The organism is Paenibacillus sp. FSL M7-0420, from assembly GCF_038002345.1.
Taxonomy (GTDB): Bacteria; Bacillota; Bacilli; order Paenibacillales; family Paenibacillaceae; genus Paenibacillus_AQ.
In genome coordinates, this window is record NZ_JBBOCJ010000001.1 from 145,825 (window position 1) to 168,132 (window position 22,308).

A 22,308-nucleotide genomic window follows, 5' to 3' on the forward strand; every position below is an offset into this window, starting at 1 on the left:
TGAACCGGAAATGACCACGATATACGATATTGCCAAAAGGACCGGCTACTCACCAACCACAGTGTCCAAGGCGTTCAATAACTATTCCGATGTGCGGGAGAAGACGCGTGAGGAGATTCTGCGTACCGCCCGGGAGATGGGGTATCTTCCCAATGCGCATGCACGTACACTGACGACCAAGAAATCCTGGACCATCGGTGTGCTGTTTGTGGAGAATACGGGGGCGGGAATCCGCCATCCTTTTTTCAGCGCAGTGATTGAGAGCTTCAAGCAGGTTGCCGTAGCCAAGGGCTATGCCCTCATGTTCATCTCGAAGGATGTAGGCGGCAAGCAGAGCGGATATCTGGAGAACTGCCGGATTCGCGGCGTCGACGGGGTGGTAGTGTTCCTCTCTGATTATGATGACCCGTATTTCCGGGAGCTGCTGGAGAGTGATATTCCGACCGTGGTGCTCGATTTCGAGACGGAGCTGTCGCATACAGTCTGCTCGGATAATATGACGGGTGCGCTGCAGGCCGTGGAGTATCTGGCCAGTCTTGGACACCGCCGGATTGCCCATATCTCGGGAGGCGGGAACACCTATCCGGGACAGCAGCGGGAGCTGGGGTACAGAACGGCGATGAAGCAGCAGGGACTTGAGGTGCCGGATGAATATGTGGCTGAGGGAGCCTTCTACGCGCTGGAGAATGGTTATGGTGCAATGAAGCGTCTGCTGGCGTTGCCGCAGCGGCCGACGGCTGTTTTTGCTTCGGGTGACTTGCTGGCCCTGGGTGCGGTAATGGCGGCCAAGGATCAGGGGCTTGCGGTGCCGGAGGATGTCTCTGTGATGGGTTATGACGACATTGAGCTTGCCGGATACGTTACGCCTGCGCTGACCACTGTACGCCAGAATACCGAAATGCTGGGGACCCGGGCGGCGGAGCTGCTGCTGGCATCTATGAACGGTCCAGGTACGGCACAGGAAGCACTTGTGCTGCCTGTGGAGATTATTGTGAGGGATTCCTGCGCACCGCCGCGCATGTGATGAAGGTGCGTACATTCAGGAATACCTTTTTTTTCGGCAAAATCGAAACCGGTTTCGATTTCTTTCGTCCCTGGTTTCGCTGGCACAAATAATAAAGGAGTGATGGACATGACAACCGTTCAAACCGTAGTCACCGCCAAAGATACAGGAGATCGCCTGAGTCCCAAGGATGGCATTCAGTTCAGCGCAGAGGGCGCAGCGGCAAAAGCAGATATCGTGCTGCACCCGGAGCAGGCGTTCCAGACCATTATTGGTTTTGGCGGCGCATTCACAGAAGCAGCGGCTTATACCTTGTCCCGGATGAGTCCTGCGAAGCGCACAGAGGTCATCCGGCGGTATTTTGACCCGGTAGACGGGCTGAATTACAGTATGGGCCGTGTGCATATCCATAGCTGCGACTTCGCACTCGGCAATTATACGTATGTGGAGGATGGGGATACGGAGCTTAAGACCTTCGATATCTCGCGTGACCATAAGTGGGTTCTGCCGCTGATTAAGGATGCTATGGAGGTCCGGGGCGAACCGTTCACCATGCTGGCCTCCCCGTGGAGCCCGCCTGCCTGGATGAAGACGAACGGGGAGATGAACAACGGCGGCTCGCTGAAGCCGGAGTATGCGCCGGTCTGGGCGCGGTATTACACCAAATTCATCGAGGCCTACCGCAAGGAAGGCGTTCCGGTCTGGGCTGTCTCTGTACAGAATGAGCCTGCAGCGGTGCAGACCTGGGATTCCTGTGTGTACAGTGCGGAGGAAGAGCGTGATTTTGTCAAAACCCATCTCGGCCCCGTGATGCACGAAGCCGGAATGGGCGATGTGAACATCGTAATCTGGGATCATAACCGCGACATTATGGTCGAGCGTGTGACCCCGATTCTGTCAGACCCGGAAGCTGCACAGTATGTCTGGGGGACCGGTATCCACTGGTACGGCGGCGAGGAGTTCGGCAATGTGAAGCAGGTGCATGAGCTTTTCCCGGATAAGCATGTGCTGTTCACCGAAGGCTGCCAGGAGGGCGGCGTGCGTCTGGGAGAATGGTTCACGGGCGAGCGCTATGGCCGCAATATGATCGGCGATCTGAATGCCTGGACCGAAGGTTACCTGGACTGGAATCTGGTGCTGGATGAGACAGGCGGGCCGAACCATGTGGGCAATCTCTGCGATGCTCCGGTGATCGCGGATACGGCTACTGACGAGGTCCACTACAACAGCTCGTATTACTACATCGGGCATTTCAGCAAATTCATCGCTCCGGGTGCGGTGCGGATCGGCCTGGATTCGGCGGCGGCAGATGTGCTGTCGGCAGCGTTCCGCAATCCGGACGGCAGTCTCGCTGTGGTGCTGATGAACGAAGGCGGGGAAGCACGTACGCTGACGCTGGGACTGGGCGCTGAGACCGCCGAATGTACGCTGCCTGCGCACTCTATCGCGACACATCTGATTACGCAGGGGTAGGCCTGCATAGTGGAGCAAGGTTAGAGGGCGGGCTCTGTGGAGTAGCTGGAAGAAGGATCGAGCGGCGGGGCTGTACAGTAGCTTGAAAGAGGAATGTGATCCGGCGGGAGCGTACTGGTGTAAGTGGGTGGACGATTGCATTTTGTACACTAGATTCCTGTTATTCACGCCTAAATTAGCGATCTATTGCACTAGGTACAGTAGAATCCTGCGTAAGCGGCCTTTTTGGGCAGCAAGCCGGGAATCTACTGTATGAAATACAACAGAAGGCTGGTCGGGAGCGTAATGAGACAAATTTTATTGTACAAAGTGTAATCACCCAGGCGGGTGGCTAATCTTCAAAGGGCTGTAGAGCGGTCATAAAGCGAAGGCACCCAGACTGGCAGCAGCCATTCAGGGGGCGCAATTACCCAAAAGTTATATCGCAAGGGAAAGTTCAGCCGACAACGTAGCTACTACGGCCCGGTAGCTGAAGCGGGCTGTAAGCATTCATTGATATTTTAGGAGGAGTAAATATGAGCCGTTATACTTTTGACTCAGGAAAATTTGTGATCGAGCAGTTCCACGAAGGCAAGCCGTTTGCCAGCTTCCTGCCCGGCCTGGCCGGACTGAAGGGGATACCGATGTGGACGTTCTATGTGAACCGCGGCCAAGGGATCAGCAGCTTCGGCGTACGGGACAAAAACTCGCCGATTATGGAGTTCTCTCCAGCCAATATTTCCTACAAGAACGTAACATCGACCGGCTTCCGTACCTTCATCAAGCTGAAGGGAGCAGCAGAGATCTATGAACCGTTCCAGTCAGCCCGCCCGGACCCGGCAGCCAAGCGGATCATGACCATTCTGCCGAACGGACTGACCATTGAGGAATCGCATGCCGGACATGGACTGAAGACTACGGTCCACTATTTCAACCTTCCGGGGGATGATTATGCCGCGCTGGTCCGCCAGGTGGAGATTCAGAATACCGGCGGGGCTGAGCTTGAGCTGGAACTGCTGGACGGTCTGCCGGAGGTGCTTCCATTCGGGGTAGAGAACAGCAACTATAAGGAGATGGGGAACCTGCTCCGCAGCTGGATGGATGTGTTCAACCTGGAGCACGGGATTCCGTTCTACAAGCTGCGCTCCGGCACGAATGACGATGCCGAAATCGGCAAGATCGAGAGCGGGCATTTCTATCTCTCCTCCACGGCGGAAGGGGAATTGCTCCGTCCGCTGGTAGACTATGAGGTGATTTTTGGCGGGAATACTTCACTGACCTACCCCGACCGCTTCGCGGCGCTTCCGCTGGCCGAGCTGCTGGCACAGGCGCAGTATCCGGTCAACAAGGTGCCGTGCGGCTTCAGCGGCACAGCCCGCACGCTGGCCCCGGGGGCTTCGCTGAAGCTGAACACCATCATCGGGCATGTGAATGATATTGCCCGGATTAATGAACGGACGGCGGAGTTGTGCCGTGCGGAGTATTTTGCCGCCAAGTCCCTTGAAGCTGCCGCGCTTACCGAGGAGTTAACTGCGGATATCGCCACCCGGACGTCCTCGCCGATCTTTGACGCGTATTGCCGCCAGTCCTATCTCGACAATTTCCTGCGCGGGGGATATCCGTTTATTTTTGACAATGGGGAAGAGGGCTTCGTGGTCCATCTCTACTCCCGCAAGCATGGCGATATGGAACGGGATTATAACTTCTTCTCGCTGGCCCCCGAATATTATTCGCAGGGGAACGGGAATTTCCGCGATATGAACCAGAACCGCCGGAATGACGTCTTTTTCCATCCCAAGGTGGGCAGCTTCAATATCAAAATGTTCTATAGCCTGATTCAGGCGGACGGCTACAACCCGCTCAGTGTGCAGGGCACCAGCTTCGAGATTCTGCCGGGTGCGGAAGAGCAGCTTAAGGCATGGCTGGACGGGGCGCTTGCGGAGCAGCATGCGGGACTTACACAGCTCCTGGCCGGACGCTTCACCGCAGGCAGTCTGATTAACTATATTGCCGATCAGCAGATCGTGTTAACCCTAAGTGAGCAGGAATTCCTCAGCGGGGTGCTTGCGTTGTCGCAGCAGAACATTGAAGCCGCCTTCGGCGAAGGGTTCTGGTCGGATCACTGGACGTATAATCTGGACCTGGTGGAAGGCTATCTGGATATTTATCCTGAGCGCCTTGGGGAGCTGCTGTTCGGGGATGAGACGTATGCGTTCTACGACTCTCCAGCCTATGTCCTGCCGCGCAGCGAGAAGTACGTGATTAGCGGCGGCAAGGTGCGGCAGTTCGGAGCTCTGCTGGAGGATGAGGAGAAGCTGCATAAGCTGAAGCGCAAGGCATCCGGTACCGAGTGGCTGCGCACACAAGGCGGGCACGGGGAGATCTACCGGACCAGCTTATTTGTGAAAATGCTGTCGCTCGCCCTGAACAAATTCGCCACGCTTGACCCGTATGGCATGGGTGTGGAGATGGAGGCGAACAAGCCAGGCTGGAACGATGCGATGAACGGGCTGCCGGGCCTGATCGGCTCCGGGATGAGCGAGACGCTGGAGCTGAAGCGGATGCTGGTCTTCATGTCGGAAGCGCTGGAGAACTGTGCGGAGCTTCCTTCCGCAGTTGCTCTCCCGTCGGAGATCGCGGCGCTGCTGACACAGGTAGGCCAGGCTGTAACGGAAGTGCTGGACGGTTCGCTGGACCCATTCCTGTACTGGGACCGCATAGCCTCGGCACGTGAGGCTTACCGGGCAGACATCCGCTTTGGGATTACCGGCGAAACTACGGACTACTCTGTTGCCGAGATCCGCGATATGCTGGCCCGGTGTATCATCAAGGTGGATCAGGGGATTGCGCGTGCGGTGGAGATGGGCGGCGGACTGGTGCCCACCTATTTCCGTTTCGAGGCTACGCGCTTCCGGCCGGTCACGGATGCTGCCGGAGCGCTGGTCATCAGCGGCTATGGACTGCCTAAGGCAGTAGTGGAGGAATTCGAGGCTTCGGCGCTGCCGTATTTCCTGGAAGGTCCAACCCGCTGGCTCAAAACTCTAGATGATCTTGAGACTGCCAAGGATATATACAGCCGGGTGAAGCAGAGCGGGCTGTTCGATCCGGTCACCTCGATGTACCGCACTTCGGTATCGCTGGAGGAAGAGGGGCACGAGATCGGACGCATCCGGGCCTTCACCGCCGGGTGGCAGGAGCGGGAATCCAACTTCCTGCATATGTCGTATAAATATCTGCTGGAGCTGCTGAAGGCGGGGCTGTATGAAGAATTCTACAGTGAGCTGAGAACGTCGCTGATTCCGTTCCTTGATCCGGAGGTCTATGGACGCAGTACGCTGGAGAATTCGTCGTTCATCTCCACGGGCGGCAACCCTGACCCGAATACACACGGACGGGGGTTCGTTGCCCGGCTGAGCGGCTCCACGGCCGAGTTCCTGAGCATGTGGAGAACGATGATGGCAGGCAGCAGCCTGTTTGCTATCGAGAATGGCGAGTTGACTCTGGCGCTGCATCCGGCCCTTCCCGGCTGGCTGTTCGACGAGCAGGGAGAGGTCTCCTTCAAGCTGCTGGGCAGCACGGAAGTAACGTATGTGAATCCGCATCATGCGGATACCTTCGGTGACAGCAAGGCGGTTATTCAGACGCTGGCACTGACCTTCCGGGACGGTATGGAGCGCGTAATTACCGGCGGCTTGCTGCGCGGCGCAGATGCCGAGGCCTTGCGGCGCGGGGAGATCGCCGCGATCCGTGCGGAGATGGAATAACGGGCATAGATAGTGATGGAGAGGAGGTCCTTGGGGGCCTCCTTTCTGATTGTCTGGGGAGTATGATTACTTTTGATGTGAATAAGACAGTGCGGACCAAATGTAATCGAAAAACCGATTACAATGGGCGGGCGGAGGGTGTGCGGACCAAATGTAATCGAAAAACCGATTACAATGGGCGGGCGGAGAGTATGCGGACCAAATGTAATCGAAAAACCGATTACAATGGGCGGGCGGAGGGTGTGCGGATCAAATGTAATCGAAAAACCGATTACAATGGGCGGGCAGAGGGTGTGTGGACCAAATGTAATCGAAAAACCGATTACAATGGGCGGGCAGAGGGTGTGTGGACCAAATGTAATCGAAAAACCGATTACATTGGGCGGGCAGAAGGTGTGCAGACCCAATGTAATCGAAAAACCGATTACAATGGGCGGGCGGAGGGTGTGTGGACCCAATGTAATCGAAAAACCGATCACAATGGGCGGGCGGAGGGTGTGCGGATCAAATGTAATCGAAAAACCGATTACAATGGGCGGGCGGAGAGTATGCGGGCCAAATGTAATCGAAAAACCGATTACAATGGGCGAGCGGAGAGTATGCGGACCGAATGTAATCGAAAAACCGATTACATTGGGCGGGCGGAGGGTGTGTGGACCCAATGTAATCGAAAAACCGATTACAATCGCAATAGGCTGGCGCAGACTCCAACTTAGACGCAAATTCACCAGTCCAAAAGCTAGTTTATAATACTAAGGTATACATCTGTTAACAGGATACAGCCTGAGGTGATATATCAGATTGGGTTAATCTAGCTTGGGTTGGAGCAGCTCGGTTTGAATTACCTTAGAGCAGAGCAGCCAAACACGAGGGGAGCATCATCAACAATGAGCGAGCTTAAGATGGGACTGATTGAGAAATATTCTATGATTGTTCCGGCCGCGCAGCGGGAGGTGTGGGAGTCGAGGGGCTGGGTGGAAGAACCTGCGTTCAGGGATTTCCACTATGAGGCGGAAGAAGGCGAGGCGATGATGACCGCCAGACCCCGGAGCCTGACAGAGATTGACACGGACTCGCTGCTGGGCAGCAGGGCAATGGAATTCTGCACCCATCTGGGAACCTATGGCATGGGCGGTCCCGGGTTCTTCGGATTGCTGCTGGAGAAGGAAGGCATTAGGCAGTATCTGGTGTATGCCGTCTGGGCATCGGGTCAATATATTCTGCTGGACGGTAGAGTGATTGAATGCCATCTGAGGCATAACCAGAGCCACCGGCCATGGATATCCAGCTGGGCAGGGGAGCCTGAGGAAGAGCAATGGGGTGAGCTGACGGCAAAAGTAACGGGGAGCGTGGTGTCCGCTGTCCATCTGACCGATGAGGAGCTGCGGCTTGAGCTGACTCAGGAGGGCGCGCGGTCCCAGTTTGTTTTCTACAGATACCATCAGGATCTGCCGCCGCTCGGAAACGGCCAGCCGCGCAAGCCTGCCTTTGAGGACGGCGTGATCGGTGATTATATCGTACTATCGGAGGAGCATGCGGTTCTGCATGTGTAACAGGCTCGGCTTGGGGAGTCCAGAAGAACGCTCCAAGCCGAAATATGAGCCCCTAAATACGAAATATGAGGCCTTTTACCGGGTATCTAAAACGCATACAATACATACATAGAGATGAAAACGCTTCACAATAAAGATAGGTATTTTGGAGGTCCATACGATGGAGAACAAACGAAACACCAAGCCGGATCCGGCCATGGCGCCGCTTATTCCGGCGTCAATCGAAACCGGTTCAGGTCGTAAACATTCACTCTGGAGGAAGTTTGTAGCCCAGCGTCATCTGCAGACCATGGCCCTGCTCGGTGTAGTCTGGATGATCATCTTCAACTACATCCCGATTTATGGCTTGATTATTTCCTTCAAGGAATATAACATCGTCAAGTCGATTGCCGAAGCCCCATGGGTGGGCCTGCAGCATTTCAGAGAACTGTTCGACGACGACGAGCTGCCCAATGTTATACGCAATACGCTGGGAATCAGTCTGATCAAGCTGATTATCGGATTTCCGCTGCCGATTATATTCGCTTTATTTCTTAATGAGGTCCGTTCCCTCCGCTATAAGAAGGCGATTCAGACGATCTCTTATCTGCCGCATTTCCTCTCCTGGGTCGTGCTTGGCGGGATTCTGGCCACCTGGCTGGCTGATGTAGGGATTGTCAATAATATCCTGATGGCGCTGCATATCATTGACCAGCCGATTACGTATCTGGCAGAGCCAAGCTACTTCTGGACCATTATTATTAGCTCCGACATCTGGAAAGAGCTGGGATGGTCAGCGATTATCTATCTGGCGGCGATCGCCGGTGTCTCTCCGGAGATGTATGAGGCGGCGACGATTGACGGAGCCGGGCGGTTCCAGAAAATGTGGTTCGTCACGCTGCCGTCCGTCCGGGGCACGATCAGCATTCTATTCATTCTCGCGGTCAGCGGGGTGCTGAGCTCCAACTTCGACCAGATTCTGGTGCTGCGCAACTCGCTGAATGACAGTGCTTCTAACGTCATTGACTACTATATTTATCAGACAGGTATTGTTTCTAACCGCTTCTCCTACTCTGCGGCGGTCACTCTGGTTAAGGCGGTCATTGCACTGATTCTGCTGCTGATTGCTAACCAGGTATCCAAAAAAATCAACGACACGTCGCTGTTCTAGAACAAGGAGGATCTATCTATGTTTGCACTCAAACGCAGAACCAAAGGCGAAGTCATCTTCGACATCATCAATAATCTGGTCATGCTCTGCGTCTGCTTCCTGACGCTCTATCCGATCTGGTATGTGCTGGTCAACGCCTTCAATGACGGCAATGACGCCATGCTGGGCGGAATCTACTGGTGGCCGCGAATCATTACACTGAAGAACTTCGAGGCGGTCTTCGCAAGTCCGGGCATTATGCTGGCGATGGCCATTACCGTAGCCAAAACGGCGCTTGGCGTCGTCGTCCATGTATTCTTCACGGCGATGGTGGCGTATGCGTTATCCCGCAGGGATCTGGTCGGCGGCAAAATCTACATCCTGATCGGTACCATCACCCTGTTCTTCAACGGCGGGCTGATTCCGACCTTCCTGCTGAACCGTGACCTGCATCTGCTCGATAATTTCCTGGTGTATATCATTCCAGTCATGTTCAGCTTCTTCGACCTCATTATCTTCATGACGTTCTTCCGGGAGATACCGGATGGCCTCGATGAGGCGGCGCGGATTGACGGGGCTAACGACTGGTCGATTCTGCTGCGGATTGTGCTTCCGGTCTCCATGCCGGTCATCGCCACCATCGCCCTGTTCCACGGGGTCTACCAGTGGAATGATTATTTTACAGGCATTATCTATATCAACAATGTGGATCTTCAGCCGATTCAGACCTATCTGTTCCGGGTCGTGGCCCAGTCCAGCTCCAATACGATGATGACCGCTGTCCAGGGCAGCGCGGCTACAAGAACGGTCACCTCACAGTCGATTAAGCTGGCTACCATGGTCGTGACCACACTGCCGATCGTGTTCGTCTATCCGTTCCTGCAGCGTTATTTTGTCAAAGGCATGATGATTGGTTCGATCAAGGGCTAAGCATCTGCAAGCCACAGGTAACTCCTCCAACGCCCGGGTGTCTGAAGGGCTACGGGGTTGAGCTTATAAATATTATGATCTAGAAAAGGGGTAAACAAATGGGCATGAAACATAAGCCGAAGAAAACGGTCCTGCTGCTCTTGGGACTCATGATGGCCTTCTCTGTTACGGGCTGTGGCAGCAAGGATAACGCCGCGGGCGGAAACACGGGGAATAATAAGCCGGCGAACACGGAGGCTACAACTGCACCTGCAACAGACAGCGCAACACCGGCACCTGCGGCTTCGGCCGATGAACCGGGCTGGAAGAGCGATACTTCACCGATTACTTTTGACTGGTATCTGAACTTTGCCTGGTTCCCGAATAAATGGGGTGTAGACCCGACCTCCCAATATGTGACGAAAAAGACCGGCGTAAATATCAACTTCATCGTTCCGGCGGGCAATGAGAACGAGAAGCTGAACACATTGATGGCTTCCGGCAAGCTGCCGGACTTCATTACACTCGGCTACTGGGAAGATGCGATTAAAAAAATGGTGGAAGGCGATCTTGTACTTCCGCTGAACAAGCTGGCGGATGAATATGACCCTTACTTCTACAAGGTATCGGATAAGGATAAGCTGGGCTGGTATACTCAGCCGGACGGCAATGTCTACGGCTACCCGAACTCTTCGTCCTCTCCGGCCGATTATAAGCAATACGGCGACACCTATGTATCCAACCAGACCTTTGCTGTCCGCAAGGACATCTATGAAGCCATCGGCAGCCCGGATATGCGTACACCTGAAGGCTTCCTCGCCGCGCTGAAAGCGGCGCAGGAGAAATTCCCTCAGGTGAACGGCCAGCCGCTGATTCCGCTCGGTCTGCATGAGTTCACCGAGAACGGCAACGACTCGCTGGAAGGCTACATTCAGAACTTCCTGAACATCCCTTGGGAAAAAGACGGCAAGGTCTATGACCGTGAGACTGATCCTGAGTATGTTCGCTGGATGAAGACCCTCCGCCAGGCAAACCAGGACGGACTCTTGGCAAAGGATATCTTCATTGACAAGCGTGCGCAAATGGAAGAAAAAATCGTACAGGGACGCTACTTCGCAATGCTCTATCAGCGTACAGATTTTGCTTCGCAGCTCGGTACAATTTTCCAGAAAAACCCTGATCAAGTGTACATTGCAGTAGACGGACCGGCCAACACCAAGATGGACCCGCCTGCACTGAACGGCCCTGGGATCTCCGGCTGGACGGTGACCCTGATCTCCAAGAATGTGAAGGATAAAGCGCGTGCGATTAAATTCCTCAGCTATCTGAACAGTGAGGAAGGCAACAAGGATCTTTATCTGGGCGAAAAAGGGGTCAGCTATGATACAATTGACGGCAAGGATCAATTCCTGCCTGAGGCGCTGAAGCTGATGAACACCGACCGCGGAGCCTTCGATAAGCAGTACGGTTCATCCTTCACCTTCTGGATGATGCAGAACACCAATATTACCGATCAATGGAAGCCGGAATCTGTAGAGCCATACAAACAACTGGAAGACTGGACGAAGGGCAAATCGGTCAATACCTCCGAATTCCAATTGATTGACCCTACCGGCAACTCGCCGGAAGGCATTATCGCGACCAAGCTGAAACAGCTTCGCGGCAAAACCATGCCGAAGCTGCTGATGGCGGATTCCGATGCAGACTTCGATAAGATCTGGAGCGATTATCTCGCCAAGAAAGAAAAGGACGGCCAGGCGACCTTCGATGCCTACCGCCAGACGAAATATGAAGAGAACAAAAAGAAACTCGGAATGTAAGTTTTAAAATATAAGACCCATTGGCCCGCAGACTGCGGGCTTTTGGGCTATTTTCAAGAGGTGAGCATGCGCGAACGAACAGGGGCATTATGGAATTCCTTCCGCTATTGGTGGGGGCGGAGATCACTGCAGAGCCGGCTGATTGCTGCATATATCTTCATTATTCTGGGACCCAGCCTGCTGGTGTCCCTCTATTCGTACAGAGCGATCAATAATACTTATAAGCGGGATTCCATTGAGAAGAACAGCTATCTCCTTCAGATGGAGAAGCTGTATGTGCTGAACCAGATTGAAGCGATGGAGCGGGTCGCCCAGATGGCTTCCTCGGATAAAGGGGTGGAGAGCTATCTGGTCAGCGAGGACGATCCCCCGCTGGGCGAGCTGATCGATTTCAATACGACCACCTATGTGAGCTTGAGTCAGATGCAGTTTAACAATCCGAATATCGAGCATCTGCGGCTGTTCTCCGGCAGCAGCAATGTACATGAGCTGTGGCCGGTCATCTTTCGGGAGGACCGGGTATCCAGGGAGCCGTGGTTTCAGAAGGCGCTGCAGTTGGAAGGAGGCTATTATTGGTCCTTTCAGAAGAGAGATCCCGACCTTATGAAGCGCTACTCGGGGGAAGTGGAGGCGGGTCCGGCCAAGGTCTCGCTGCTGAAGGAGATCAGTATTCCTGCCGGGCACCATGTCGGGATGGTCCAGGTCGATATGCTGCTGAGCAAGTTCGCGCCGAAGGCGTTCACCACTGTGCAGGACAATGAATCGCAGATGATGATCGCCGATGAGGAGCTGAACCTGTTCTCCAGGACGGATCACTCTTTTTTGCAGGAGAATCCGGGACTAGCTGAAGCGGTAAAGGAACGGCTGGCCGATTATCGTAAGACCGGGGAATGGGCGATGGATTACCAGGAGAACGGCAATTCCTTCCTGCTCATTCAGACCCCGCTGGAGCAGATTGACGCCTCGCTGGTAACGGTGGTCTCGATGAAGGGGTTAATGAAGGATATTTCGCATACCCGTAACCTGATTGTAGGGGCGAATATCGGCTTCCTGTTCCTGGTTACCGTCATTACGTATGTGATGAATGCCTTCATTCTGAAGAATCTCCGCCGTCTGACGGACACGATGAAGAAAGTGCGCCGGGGCGAGCCGTATGGCAGCATCCGCATCAGCGGGGGCGGCGAGGTCGGGGAGCTGGCGCATCATTTCTCCAAGCTCATGAATACGATTAATACGCTGGTTGCCCAGGCAGTTCATAAGCAGGCGCTATCCAAAGAGGCGGAGCTGCGCACCCTGCATAATCAGATCGATGCCCACTTCCTCTACAATACGCTGGAGAATATCAAAATGCTGGCGGAAATCGAGAACCAGCGGACGATCTCAGATGCATTGACCCGGCTGGGGGGCATGATGCGTTATAATTTCAAGTGGAGCGGAGAATACGTGAAGCTGAGGGACGAGATCCGCCATATTGAGAATTATGTGGAGGTTATGAACATCAGGTTCGAGCATACCATCCGGTTAGAGCTGGATATTGACAGCGCTTATCTGGAGGTGGAGGTGCTTAAGATGTCGCTGCAGCCGATTGTCGAGAACAGTGTGAAGCATGCCTGGAACGCGGACGGAGTCGAGCTTACGGACCGGGTGGTGCGGATTGATCTGACGGAGGTCGGGACGGAGATTCTAATTGTGGTGCGCGACAATGGTCTGGGACTGACGCCGGAGCGGCTGCTTGCGCTGCATGAGGCGATCTATGCGAAGGAGGAGCCTGGAGCGGACGCTTCCGGGATCAGCAGCGGTGGATATAAGGCTGGAGGCGTCGGGCTGCGCAATGTGCATCAGCGCCTGCAGCTCTTTTACGGGGAAGCCTATGGACTGGAAGTGCAGAGCGAAGCAGGGAAGTGGACAGCAGTGTACATGTCTCTGCCCAAAGTTCTATTGACAGGGGATAATCAGCGATGACAAATCTGATGATTGTGGATGATGAGAGAATGATCCGTCAAGGTCTGAAGGCGATGATCGAACGGGAATATCCGTCGGTCTACAATATATTGCTGGCGGGGAACGGCGCAGAGGCACTGGAGCAGTACAAGCGGGAGCGGCAGGATGTGATTATCACCGATATCCGGATGCCGATCATGGATGGAATTACGCTGCTGGCGCGGCTGTCTGCGGAAGCAGGGCCGGGTGGAGCTCCGGCTGTGATTATTCTCAGCGGCCATGATGATTTCGAATATGCCAAAAGCGCAATCCGCTACCGCGTCAAGGATTATCTGCTCAAGCCGATCCGCCGCGAGGAGCTGTTCGAGATTCTGGAGCGGATAGCCAAGGAAGGGGCGGAGCGGGAATCCAGCAGCCATAAGCAGCAGCAGGAAGCAGAGGGCTACCGCCGCGAGCTGCGGGCAGCCCGTCTGCGCAGCCTCCTGATGCAGCAGGAGGGCGAGGTATCGGCGGCCCAGCAGGAGGAGCTTGCGGGGCTGGCACTGCCTTTTACAGTAGGGGTGCTGAACTATTATCACAGTGACGGTACACGTATGAAGCCTGGAGAGGTGCAGGGGCTGCTGGAGCAGCTGGACGGACCGCTGGAACATAAATTCAAGGAGATCCTGACGGACGGGGACGGGAAGCTGGTGCTGGTCGGAGAGGGGGAGAGCTTCCTGGAGCTGGCAAAGAAGGCCGAGTCCAAGGAGTTAACGCGGCTGCTGCTCGGAATCAGCAGGGAGAGCCGCAGCGCCGAGCAGTTCCGCGCCTGTTATCTGGAGGCTTGCCGGGCGCTGGAATACACCTTCCTGTCGCCGCAGGCCAGCTTCGTGGACTATGCGGATATTCAGGCCGGACGGCTGAGCTTCCCTTCCCCGGAGGAGGAGCTACGCAAGCTGCTTAATATGCTGGGGACCGGGCGGGAGAAGGAGATTAAGGCGCTGCTTAGCGCTGTTTTTCAGACGGAGCATCTGCTGAGGCTGGATCTGAGTTACCTGGAGAATGTAGGGCGGAGTATGAATGAACGCGTACTGGATGAGGTGTTCCGTGCGCACGGCGAAGCTTCGGTGGAGGTGCTGAAGCTCTACCGCCAAGTGGGCAACCTGCATAATTTCCGCCATTTCCACGACTATTACCGTGCGCTTGAGCATCTGCTCCTGAGCGTTAACGATTATATTCTAGGCATCAAATCCGCCCACACGGAGCATGCCGATATGGAGGAAGCGCTGGCTTATATCGAAGCGAATTATGCCCGCCCGCTGAACATGGCGATGGTCAGTAACTATGTATCTCTCAACTATTCATATTTCAGTGAAGCGTTCAAGGCTTACACCGGGGAGAGCTTCGTGCTGTATCTCAAAAAAGTCCGCATCCGCCATGCCAAAGAGCTGCTGGCCGATAACCGGGTCAAGCTGGCCTCCGTCTCCGAGTCCGTCGGCTTCGAGAACAGCAAGCAGTTCGCGCGGGTATTCAAGGAGCTGGAGGGCATCTCTCCCGGGGAATTCCGGGCGAAGCTGCTGATGGGGCGTTATCCCGGCCAGGCCGAGGATAAGGAGTCTTAGGGCGGGAGCAAGTGCAGGTGCAGGTGCAGGTGCAGGTGCAGGTGCAGGTGCAGGTGCAAGAGTAGGTGCGGGTGTAAGAGCAGGTGTAAGTGCAGTAGCGGCAGGTGCAAGTGCAGTAGCGGCAGGTGCAAGTGCAGTAGCGGCAGGTGCAAGTGCAGTAGCGGCAGGTGTAAGTGCAGTAGCGGCAGGTGCAAGTGCAGGGGGGCCACGGGCGTAAGATAAGGCCGGTTGGCAAGGCCGCCGGTTCTGGTCTATGATAGGAGAGATGAACGGCTGGGAGGTGACTTACAATGGAGGAAGTACAAGGAACATTGATTACAGTAGACAGGCTTGCCGCCGACTTCCGGCGGCTGGGTGTGCAGGAGGGGATGACGCTGCTACTGCACTCCTCCTTGAAGTCACTCGGGCAGTGGGTAGCAGGCGGACCCGTTGCCGTGATCCTCGCGCTGGAGCAGGTGCTGGGCGAGGAGGGAACGCTGGTGATGCCGACGCAATCCTCGGATCTGACCGATCCGTCAGGCTGGAGCAGACCGCCAGTGCCGGAGGCCTGGTGGCCGGAGATCCGGGAGCATATGCCGGCGTACGACCCTGACCTCACTCCTATCAGAGGCATGGGGATTATCCCGGACTGCTTCCGCAAGCAGCGGGGGGTGCGGCGCAGCAGCCATCCGATTGATTCTTTTGCCGCCTGGGGGAAGCACCGGGATGTCATTATTGACGGCCATGGCCTGGAATATGCCTTCGGAGAGCGGTCGCCGCTGGCCCGGATCTATGAGCTGGGAGGAAGCGTGCTGCTGCTGGGCGTGGACCATGGGAACAATACCTCGCTGCATCTGGCGGAGCACCGGGCGGATTATGCCGGGAAGCAGGAGGTTATCGCAGGTGCTCCGATGCTGGTGGATGGCGTCCGGCAATGGGTGGAGTTCAGTGATTACAACTGGAATTCAGATGATTTCGCTGAGCTTGGTGCGGACTTTGACAAGGAGACCGGGCGGATTGCCAAGAGCTTCATTGCAGCTTCTGCGGCACAGCTGGTCCCCCAGCGGGAGATTGTCGATTATGGGGTGAAGTGGCTGGAGCACCGCCGCAGGTAATTATCGATACATACTTGGGTAAAGGGGAATCAGAATTCATGACTACTACGGTGTATATTACAAGACACGGGCAGACGGAATGGAATGTGCAGAAGCGGATGCAGGGCCATCAGGATTCGCCGCTTACGCCGCTGGGCGTCCAGCAGGCGGAGTGGCTGAGTAAGAGCCTGCAGGATATCCATCTGGACGCGGTCTATGCCAGCTCCAGCCCCCGGGCGCTGCGGACGGCACAGATTATCCGGGGCGGGCGGGAGATCCCGCTTACCGCCTATGATGAATTCAAAGAGATTAACCTCGGCATCTGGGAAGGCAAGGAGGCCGGTGAGCTGGAGGAGCAGTACCCGGAGCAGCACCAGTTATTTTTGGGGGACCCGGCGCTGTTCAGCATCCAGGGCGGCGAGACCTTCGCAGCAGTGCAGGAGCGTGCGCTCAGCAAGCTGCGTGAGCTCATAGATCTGCATGAAGGCGGCACGATCCTTATTGCCACCCATACGGTAGTAGTGAAGGTGTTGATGGCTTATTTTGAAGACCGGGCTATGGACAAGCTATGGGATCTGCCCTACATTCACCCTACCTGCCTTTGCAGAATTGATATTACTGACGGCGTGCCGGAGATTGTGCTGCACGGGGACACCAGTCATTATGTGACCAGTGAGGGCGGGCTGGAGTCCTGAGCAGCAGTTACTGGATAGCAGCACAGCAGGTAGAGTTACGATAAACAGGCGATGCGCATGTGGCATCGCCTGTTTGGCGTGGTGCGGTGTAAGGCGTGGATGACGTCGTGCGGCGTGTATAGTGAGAGGTAATGCTGCATGAAATACAACACTGGAGCTCAATAGGGGCTGCCTGCGTGGAGATCCTGCACGAAATGCAACACTGGAGCACGATAGGGGCTGCTTGCGCGGACATCCTGCACGACATGCAACAATCCAGCTCCCACTCGCCCCGAATCGCCGGAAATCCTGCAATAGTTGCAACAATGCGTCATAGCCAGTAACAAATTAGAAAAAATCCTGCATAATGTGCAACACTGGAGCACGATAGGGGCTGCTTGCGCGGACATCCTGCACGAAATGCAACAATCCAGCTCCCACTCGCCCCGAATCGCCGGAAATCCTGCAATAGTTGCAACAATGCGCCATAGCCAGTAACAAATTAGAAAAAATCCTGCACATTGTGCAACACTGGAGCACGATAGGGGCTGCTTGCGCAGAAATCCTGCACGAAATGCAACAATCCAGCTCCCACTCGCCCCGAATCGCCCGAATTCCTGCAAATGTTGCAACAATATGCCACAGCCCGTAACAAATTAGAAAAAATCCTGCACATTGTGCAACACTGGAGCACGATAGGGGCTGCTTGCGCAGAAATCCTGCACGAAATGCAACAATCCAGCTCCCACTCGCCCCGAATCGCCTAAATTCCTGCAAAAGTTGCAACAATGCGCCACAGCCAGTAACAAATTAAGAAAAATCCTGCACATTGTGCAACACTGGAGCACGATAGGGGCTGCCTGCGCGGAGATCCTGCACGAAATGCAACACTGCGGCTCTCACTCGCCCCGAATCGCCTGAAATCCTGCAATAGTTGCAACAATGCGCCATAGCCAGTAACAAATTAGAAAAAATCCTGCATAATGTGCAACACTGGAGCACGATAGGGGCTGCTTGCGCGGACATCCTGCACGAAATGCAACAATCCAGCTCGATAGGAACGACCTGCGCGGACATCCTGCATGAAATGCAACGCTGCCAGCTCCTTGAGGTCCATCTACATAGAGATCTTGCCCGTCAGTGCAGCCTCTCTGCGCTGACGGTCCCGCTGCTCCAGCACAGACAGGTCGCCGTCCAGCGCCTTCAGGCCGGGCAGGCGCAGGGCCACTCCGGCGTAGAGCGCCGGAAGCAGGCCTGCGGCAAGCAAAAGAACAGGAACCCCATACAGCTCGGCGACCGCACCGGCTGCCAGGGCACCAATCGGCGACAGGCTTCCGCCAATCAGGAAGCGGACCGAGTTGACCCGGCCCTGAAGCTGGCCGGGCACGAGCCGCCCGTGCAGGGAGGAACTCAGGGAGCTGAAGAAGGGCCCCATCAGTCCGGCAGCGAATACGGCGAACAAGGCGAAGGCATAGCTGGGGATGAAGCCCCACAGCATGGTGACGATGCCTGACAAGCCCAGGCTGCCCAGCATGACAGCGCGCCGCTGCTTAATCTCGCCCAAGATAGAGATGACCCCGAGTCCGGTGAGATACCCAAGCGCAGAGGCTGTAGACAGCGTGCCTACAGCCGCCGCATCGCGGTGCAGCACCTCGCGGACATAAGGGACCATCATCGTCCATATGGCTGTGGAGCTAAGATTGCTGACGGCAGCCATCATCATGATCGTCAGCATGGCGGGGAACCGCCGGTAGAATGAGAAGCCTTCGGCCACCTCCCGCAGATAGCCGGATCTGGAGGCGGCAGCGGCAGGCGGACCGGCGGGCTTGCCCATCCGGGGCAGCCACAGTAGCATGGCAATCGCAGCTATGTAACAGACGGCGTTGACCCCGAGTGCAGGCAAGGCGCCGCTGGCTGCGGTCAGGATGCCGGCAAGGGCCGGTCCGAGCAGCGCGGCGGCACCCTTGCAGCCGTCAATGATGGCGAAGGCGCGCATCAGCTTGCCGGTCCCGGCAACGCCGGGGATGACGGCCATGGCCGTCGGCAGGAACAGCGCGGAGCAGGCGCCGCTCAGGCTGGCAGCAGCGAACAGCTGCCAGAGCTGGAGATGCCCGGCGAGGCCCATGCCGAGCGGAAGCAGGAGCGCCAGCAGCCGAAGCACGGCGAGGCAGGCCATGAACCGCACGCGGGGCAGCCGGTCGGATAGCGGCGAGCCGAGCAGGCGCAGCACCTGCTCGGGAATCATGGAGCTGAGCGCAAGCGCCCCCATTGCCACCTTGGAGCCAGTCAGGTCATAGACCAGCCACTCCATGGCCAGCAGCCCAAAGGCATCGCCGAAGGCGCTGAGTGAAACCGTGGATAACAATCCGTAATAGCTCCGTTTCTGCAACCCGCTCACCCCTTCAGATAGTCCTCAATATGTCCGGGCAGATCGTCCAGCGCCTCCAGCCGCAGGCTGTAGGAGATACTTTTGCCGCTGGTGTGAACGATGACCAGACCTGCTGCGCGCAGAGCGATCAGGTGGTAGTGGATCGTGCTTTTGGACAGCTGGACTGCCTTCACAATCTCCGTGAAATTCATCTGACGTCCGGTAAGCTGCCGGAGAATGAACAGTCGGGTCTCATCCGACAATGCCCGGGTAAGCCGCAGGAGCGCGGCAGCAGGACGTCCTTCTCCGGGAGGGAGTGCATCGCAGGAGTAGCTGGTGAACACAAACTCATCATATTGAGAGGAGATGACCAGCGGACGGGCATGATACTGCGGAGTGATAATAACCTGCTTCAGCGTCTCCGACGGATAGAGCCGCATCCCTTCGGTGGCTGCCTCGTAGATGGCCATATCATTCGTGCCGTCCAGCATCGCTGCCCGTGCTTCGGCCTCCTGCCGCAGCCCTTCTATAATAGCCGGATCAATGCTGCTGAAATAGCTGTCATTCCATACCCGGATCACTTCAGCCGCAGCATCCCGCAGCCCGGCAAGATTCGCAGGCACACTCTGCCCGAACTGCCCTGCAATGTCGTAGAGCTCCCCCGGAGACAGCGCTTCGAACCAATGCAGGAACTCCTCCGCCGTACGCTCTCCGGGACAGCTCCAGATGTAGGGGGAGAGACTGAAATTATCGGTGAGCTTGAGCACCTCCTTCATACGCTGGAGCATGACAGGGGCGAACTGCGTCTGAACCTGGCGGACCCAGGAGGTCCCGGCATCCATAGCCGTATGATTTTGCTTGCCGATAAAAGCGTTGAGGCTGGTAATGCATTCATAGACAGGCGCGAAGTCCACAGTTACTTTATAATCCATAAGAAATTCCTGCTTTCTGGTGTAGTTGAGATAATTGTTCTACAAACATAGAACTTATATTTGTTTTATTATAAACGAACTTTTTGGGTTTGGGAAATGATTCTTTTTGGTGGGTCTGTCACAAAACACAGCCTTTTGCAGTTATACAGGCAGAGAGGAGAGAGAAGCTGTGGATAAAGCGGAAATCAGCGGTTCGGATAACCGGACAGAGCAGGGGGCGGAGCCGAAGCTGGCAGTGGAGCAGACGGTAAAGCAAGTCCAGCAGGGGGATGTACAGGCATACACCCTGATCATTAGACATTTTCAGCGGCCGATCTACTTGTACTGCTACTACTTACTGGGAAACCGGGAAGAGGCTGAGGATGCGGCGCAGGATATTTTTATCAGGGCACTAACGCGGCTGCAGCAGTATTCGGAGGAAGTTTCTTTCTCGGCTTGGCTGTACACCATTGCGCGCAACCATTGTCTCGACCGGATTAAGCGCAGGAATAAGAGCTTCAAGCTGCTCAGTCTCTACAGGCAACATCAACACCAGGAGGAAGAGCAGGCCGGAGATACAAGATATACAGAGATTGTCCACGGTCTGCTTGAGAAGTTAAATATGGAGGAGCGGCAGATTCTGCTGCTGCGGGCGCTTGAGGAGCATAGCTTCGAGGAGATCGGGATCATCATGGACATGAAGGCCGGGACGGTCCGCAAAAAATATGAACGGCTGCGCAAAAAGCTAGGACGCCGTCAGAATAGTGGAGGGAGAATCACCCATGAACCAAGTTAAACGGGAGGAAGCCGAACTGGAACGGATTGGACGCATGATCCGGGAGACCCCGGTTCAGATTGATCTGGAGGAACGCATCATGCGCCGGGCGCTTAGCGGGCGACTGTCAGGCGTGAAGGCAGAGCCTAGAAGGCTAAGAAGAACAGGCCGGATGCTGCGGAAAAGTGCGGGGATCGCAGCGGCTGTCCTCCTGGTTACCCTGCTGATTGCAAGCACTGAATGGATCTCTCCTACGCTGGCGGCATCCATTAAGCAAATACCGGGGATGAACTCGATCTTCCGGCTTGCCGGGGATCTGGGGCTGCGGAATGCAGATGAGCAGGGGCTCGCAGCAGTACCGGAGCGTAGCGATACCCACGGCGGGTTAACGCTCAAGGTGTCTGAGGTGATGTACGACGGAATTCGCGTGACCCTTGGGATAGAGCGCCATACGGATGTAGAGAAGCTGCAGCAGGGCGATATCAGCGACCTGATGACAGATATCAAGCTGTCGGTGGACGGTGAGGATATTAACACCTATGGTCCGCTTGGCGGCACCGGCGGCGGTTCCTTTGGTCCGTTCCTGCTGCGCGGGAAGGATGCCGATTCCAGGATCATTCAGTTCACGGATTTGCAGAATCAGGGCGGGCGTGCCTTCCCGGATACCTTCGATCTGACGATGGCTGTTGATATCCAGGGCATCGCGGAGCCTTTTGAAATCACGCTGCCTGTGGTCAAGAAGACCTATCGTAACAGTATTGCGGAGCCCATTGTCCGCAGCGTCTCCGGCATGACCTTCACGCTGGAGACGCTGGAGCTTACGCCGATTACTACAAGACTCACCACACGGATTGAACGGCCTGCGGGGCAGCCCGTCGATGCAGTGAAGGACTTCTTGGGCTATGATCTTATAGATGATGAGGGCAACGTATTGCAGGAGATTAACGGGGGTACCGGCTGGAGTGCCTCGGGAGGAACTGCTCTGCTGTCAGCAGCCCTATTCGAACCGCTGGTGCATCCGGGCGGACGGCTCACGGTCAAGCCCTTCCGTACACTGTCCATCAACAAGGACGGAGTGCGGGAGAAGGAGTATATCCCCGAATTCGAAGTGACTGTGCCGGTATCAGTGCCAGTGCCAGTACCAGTACCAGTACCATTGCCGATAACGGAGAAGTAATCTTATGCTTCACAAAATAACCCCACAAAGTGGAGTTCCAGCTTCGAAGATGACTCAGGTACTTTGCGGGGACCCCAAAACATAAAAATTCTTATCTATCAAAAAAGGCGGTTCCCGCAGCGCATCATGCGCCTTGGGAACCGCCTTTACTGATTTAA

The 22,308-nt window shown here is 55.7% G+C and carries 15 protein-coding genes; 13 read left to right on the forward strand and 2 right to left on the reverse strand.

Annotated elements, in window-relative coordinates:
• Window positions 1–10: 10 nt before the first annotated feature.
• The 11 genes from MKX51_RS00675 to MKX51_RS00725 all read left to right on the forward strand — a co-directional run bounded on the left by MKX51_RS00675 (window position 11) and on the right by MKX51_RS00725 (window position 16,940).
• Entirely contained in the window at window positions 11–1,024 is a 1,014-nt protein-coding gene (locus tag MKX51_RS00675) for a LacI family DNA-binding transcriptional regulator (protein ID WP_340990840.1), read from the forward strand.
• Window positions 1,025–1,132: 108 nt separating this feature from the next.
• Window positions 1,133–2,476, forward strand: a complete 1,344-nt coding sequence (locus MKX51_RS00680; protein ID WP_340990841.1) for a glycoside hydrolase family 30 protein — start codon at window positions 1,133–1,135, stop codon at window positions 2,474–2,476.
• Between the two features lie 515 nt (window positions 2,477–2,991).
• The gene (locus tag MKX51_RS00685) at window positions 2,992–6,219 is read left to right on the forward strand and encodes a cellobiose phosphorylase (protein ID WP_340990842.1); all 3,228 of its coding nucleotides are present in this window, start codon (window positions 2,992–2,994) and stop codon (window positions 6,217–6,219) included.
• An 887-nt stretch (window positions 6,220–7,106) separates the two neighbouring features.
• The gene (locus MKX51_RS00690) at window positions 7,107–7,772 is read left to right on the forward strand and encodes a hypothetical protein (protein WP_340990843.1); all 666 of its coding nucleotides are present in this window, start codon (window positions 7,107–7,109) and stop codon (window positions 7,770–7,772) included.
• 160 nt (window positions 7,773–7,932) lie between these two features.
• Window positions 7,933–8,922 carry an ABC transporter permease gene (locus MKX51_RS00695; RefSeq protein ID WP_340945064.1) on the forward strand — a complete coding sequence of 330 codons (990 nt, stop codon included), beginning with the start codon at window positions 7,933–7,935 and terminating at the stop codon, window positions 8,920–8,922.
• 18 nt (window positions 8,923–8,940) lie between these two features.
• Window positions 8,941–9,831, forward strand: coding sequence for a carbohydrate ABC transporter permease (locus MKX51_RS00700; protein ID WP_340945063.1), 891 nt, complete (start codon window positions 8,941–8,943; stop codon window positions 9,829–9,831).
• Window positions 9,832–9,929: 98 nt separating this feature from the next.
• Window positions 9,930–11,630 (forward strand): extracellular solute-binding protein, encoded by a 1,701-nt coding sequence (locus tag MKX51_RS00705; RefSeq protein WP_340990844.1) that lies wholly within the window; start codon window positions 9,930–9,932, stop codon window positions 11,628–11,630.
• Window positions 11,631–11,696: 66 nt separating this feature from the next.
• The gene (locus MKX51_RS00710) at window positions 11,697–13,592 is read left to right on the forward strand and encodes a cache domain-containing sensor histidine kinase (RefSeq protein ID WP_340990845.1); all 1,896 of its coding nucleotides are present in this window, start codon (window positions 11,697–11,699) and stop codon (window positions 13,590–13,592) included.
• The gene (locus MKX51_RS00715; protein ID WP_340990846.1) at window positions 13,589–15,172 is read left to right on the forward strand and encodes a response regulator transcription factor; all 1,584 of its coding nucleotides are present in this window, start codon (window positions 13,589–13,591) and stop codon (window positions 15,170–15,172) included. Before MKX51_RS00710 ends, MKX51_RS00715 begins: the two co-directional genes overlap by 4 nt.
• Window positions 15,173–15,462: 290 nt before the next feature.
• The gene (locus MKX51_RS00720) at window positions 15,463–16,266 is read left to right on the forward strand and encodes an aminoglycoside N(3)-acetyltransferase (protein WP_340990847.1); all 804 of its coding nucleotides are present in this window, start codon (window positions 15,463–15,465) and stop codon (window positions 16,264–16,266) included.
• A gap of 38 nt (window positions 16,267–16,304) precedes the next feature.
• On the forward strand, window positions 16,305–16,940 hold the full coding sequence (locus tag MKX51_RS00725) for a histidine phosphatase family protein (protein WP_340990848.1): 636 nt from the start codon (window positions 16,305–16,307) through the stop codon (window positions 16,938–16,940).
• A gap of 1,096 nt (window positions 16,941–18,036) precedes the next feature.
• Here MKX51_RS00725 and MKX51_RS00730 read toward each other — a convergent pair.
• Together MKX51_RS00730 and MKX51_RS00735 are read right to left on the reverse strand one after the other, a co-directional pair.
• Complete coding sequence (locus MKX51_RS00730; protein WP_340990849.1) at window positions 18,037–19,308, reverse strand: MFS transporter; 1,272 nt, start codon at window positions 19,306–19,308, stop codon at window positions 18,037–18,039.
• Window positions 19,309–19,313: 5 nt separating this feature from the next.
• The gene (locus MKX51_RS00735) at window positions 19,314–20,219 is read right to left on the reverse strand and encodes an ArsR/SmtB family transcription factor (RefSeq protein ID WP_340990850.1); all 906 of its coding nucleotides are present in this window, start codon (window positions 20,217–20,219) and stop codon (window positions 19,314–19,316) included.
• A 169-nt stretch (window positions 20,220–20,388) separates the two neighbouring features.
• Here MKX51_RS00735 and MKX51_RS00740 point away from each other — a divergent pair, with 169 nt between their 5' ends.
• Complete coding sequence (locus MKX51_RS00740) at window positions 20,389–20,994, forward strand: sigma-70 family RNA polymerase sigma factor (RefSeq protein ID WP_083685774.1); 606 nt, start codon at window positions 20,389–20,391, stop codon at window positions 20,992–20,994.
• Window positions 20,981–22,150, forward strand: a complete 1,170-nt coding sequence (locus tag MKX51_RS00745; RefSeq protein ID WP_340990851.1) for a DUF4179 domain-containing protein — start codon at window positions 20,981–20,983, stop codon at window positions 22,148–22,150. Before MKX51_RS00740 ends, MKX51_RS00745 begins: the two co-directional genes overlap by 14 nt.
• Window positions 22,151–22,308 lie beyond the last annotated feature (158 nt).

Bases quoted from the DNA above. Each gene is read 5' to 3' on its own strand.
- MKX51_RS00675 (WP_340990840.1), top strand. From the start codon at position 11: ATGACCACGATATACGATATTGCCAAAAGGACCGGCTACTCACCAACC.
- MKX51_RS00680 (WP_340990841.1), top strand. From the start codon at position 1,133: ATGACAACCGTTCAAACCGTAGTCACCGCCAAAGATACAGGAGATCGC.
- MKX51_RS00685 (WP_340990842.1), top strand. From the start codon at position 2,992: ATGAGCCGTTATACTTTTGACTCAGGAAAATTTGTGATCGAGCAGTTC.
- MKX51_RS00690 (WP_340990843.1), top strand. From the start codon at position 7,107: ATGAGCGAGCTTAAGATGGGACTGATTGAGAAATATTCTATGATTGTT.
- MKX51_RS00695 (WP_340945064.1), top strand. From the start codon at position 7,933: ATGGAGAACAAACGAAACACCAAGCCGGATCCGGCCATGGCGCCGCTT.
- MKX51_RS00700 (WP_340945063.1), top strand. From the start codon at position 8,941: ATGTTTGCACTCAAACGCAGAACCAAAGGCGAAGTCATCTTCGACATC.
- MKX51_RS00705 (WP_340990844.1), top strand. From the start codon at position 9,930: ATGGGCATGAAACATAAGCCGAAGAAAACGGTCCTGCTGCTCTTGGGA.
- MKX51_RS00710 (WP_340990845.1), top strand. From the start codon at position 11,697: ATGCGCGAACGAACAGGGGCATTATGGAATTCCTTCCGCTATTGGTGG.
- MKX51_RS00715 (WP_340990846.1), top strand. From the start codon at position 13,589: ATGACAAATCTGATGATTGTGGATGATGAGAGAATGATCCGTCAAGGT.
- MKX51_RS00720 (WP_340990847.1), top strand. From the start codon at position 15,463: ATGGAGGAAGTACAAGGAACATTGATTACAGTAGACAGGCTTGCCGCC.
- MKX51_RS00725 (WP_340990848.1), top strand. From the start codon at position 16,305: ATGACTACTACGGTGTATATTACAAGACACGGGCAGACGGAATGGAAT.
- MKX51_RS00735 (WP_340990850.1), bottom strand. From the start codon at position 20,219: ATGGATTATAAAGTAACTGTGGACTTCGCGCCTGTCTATGAATGCATT.
- MKX51_RS00745 (WP_340990851.1), top strand. From the start codon at position 20,981: ATGAACCAAGTTAAACGGGAGGAAGCCGAACTGGAACGGATTGGACGC.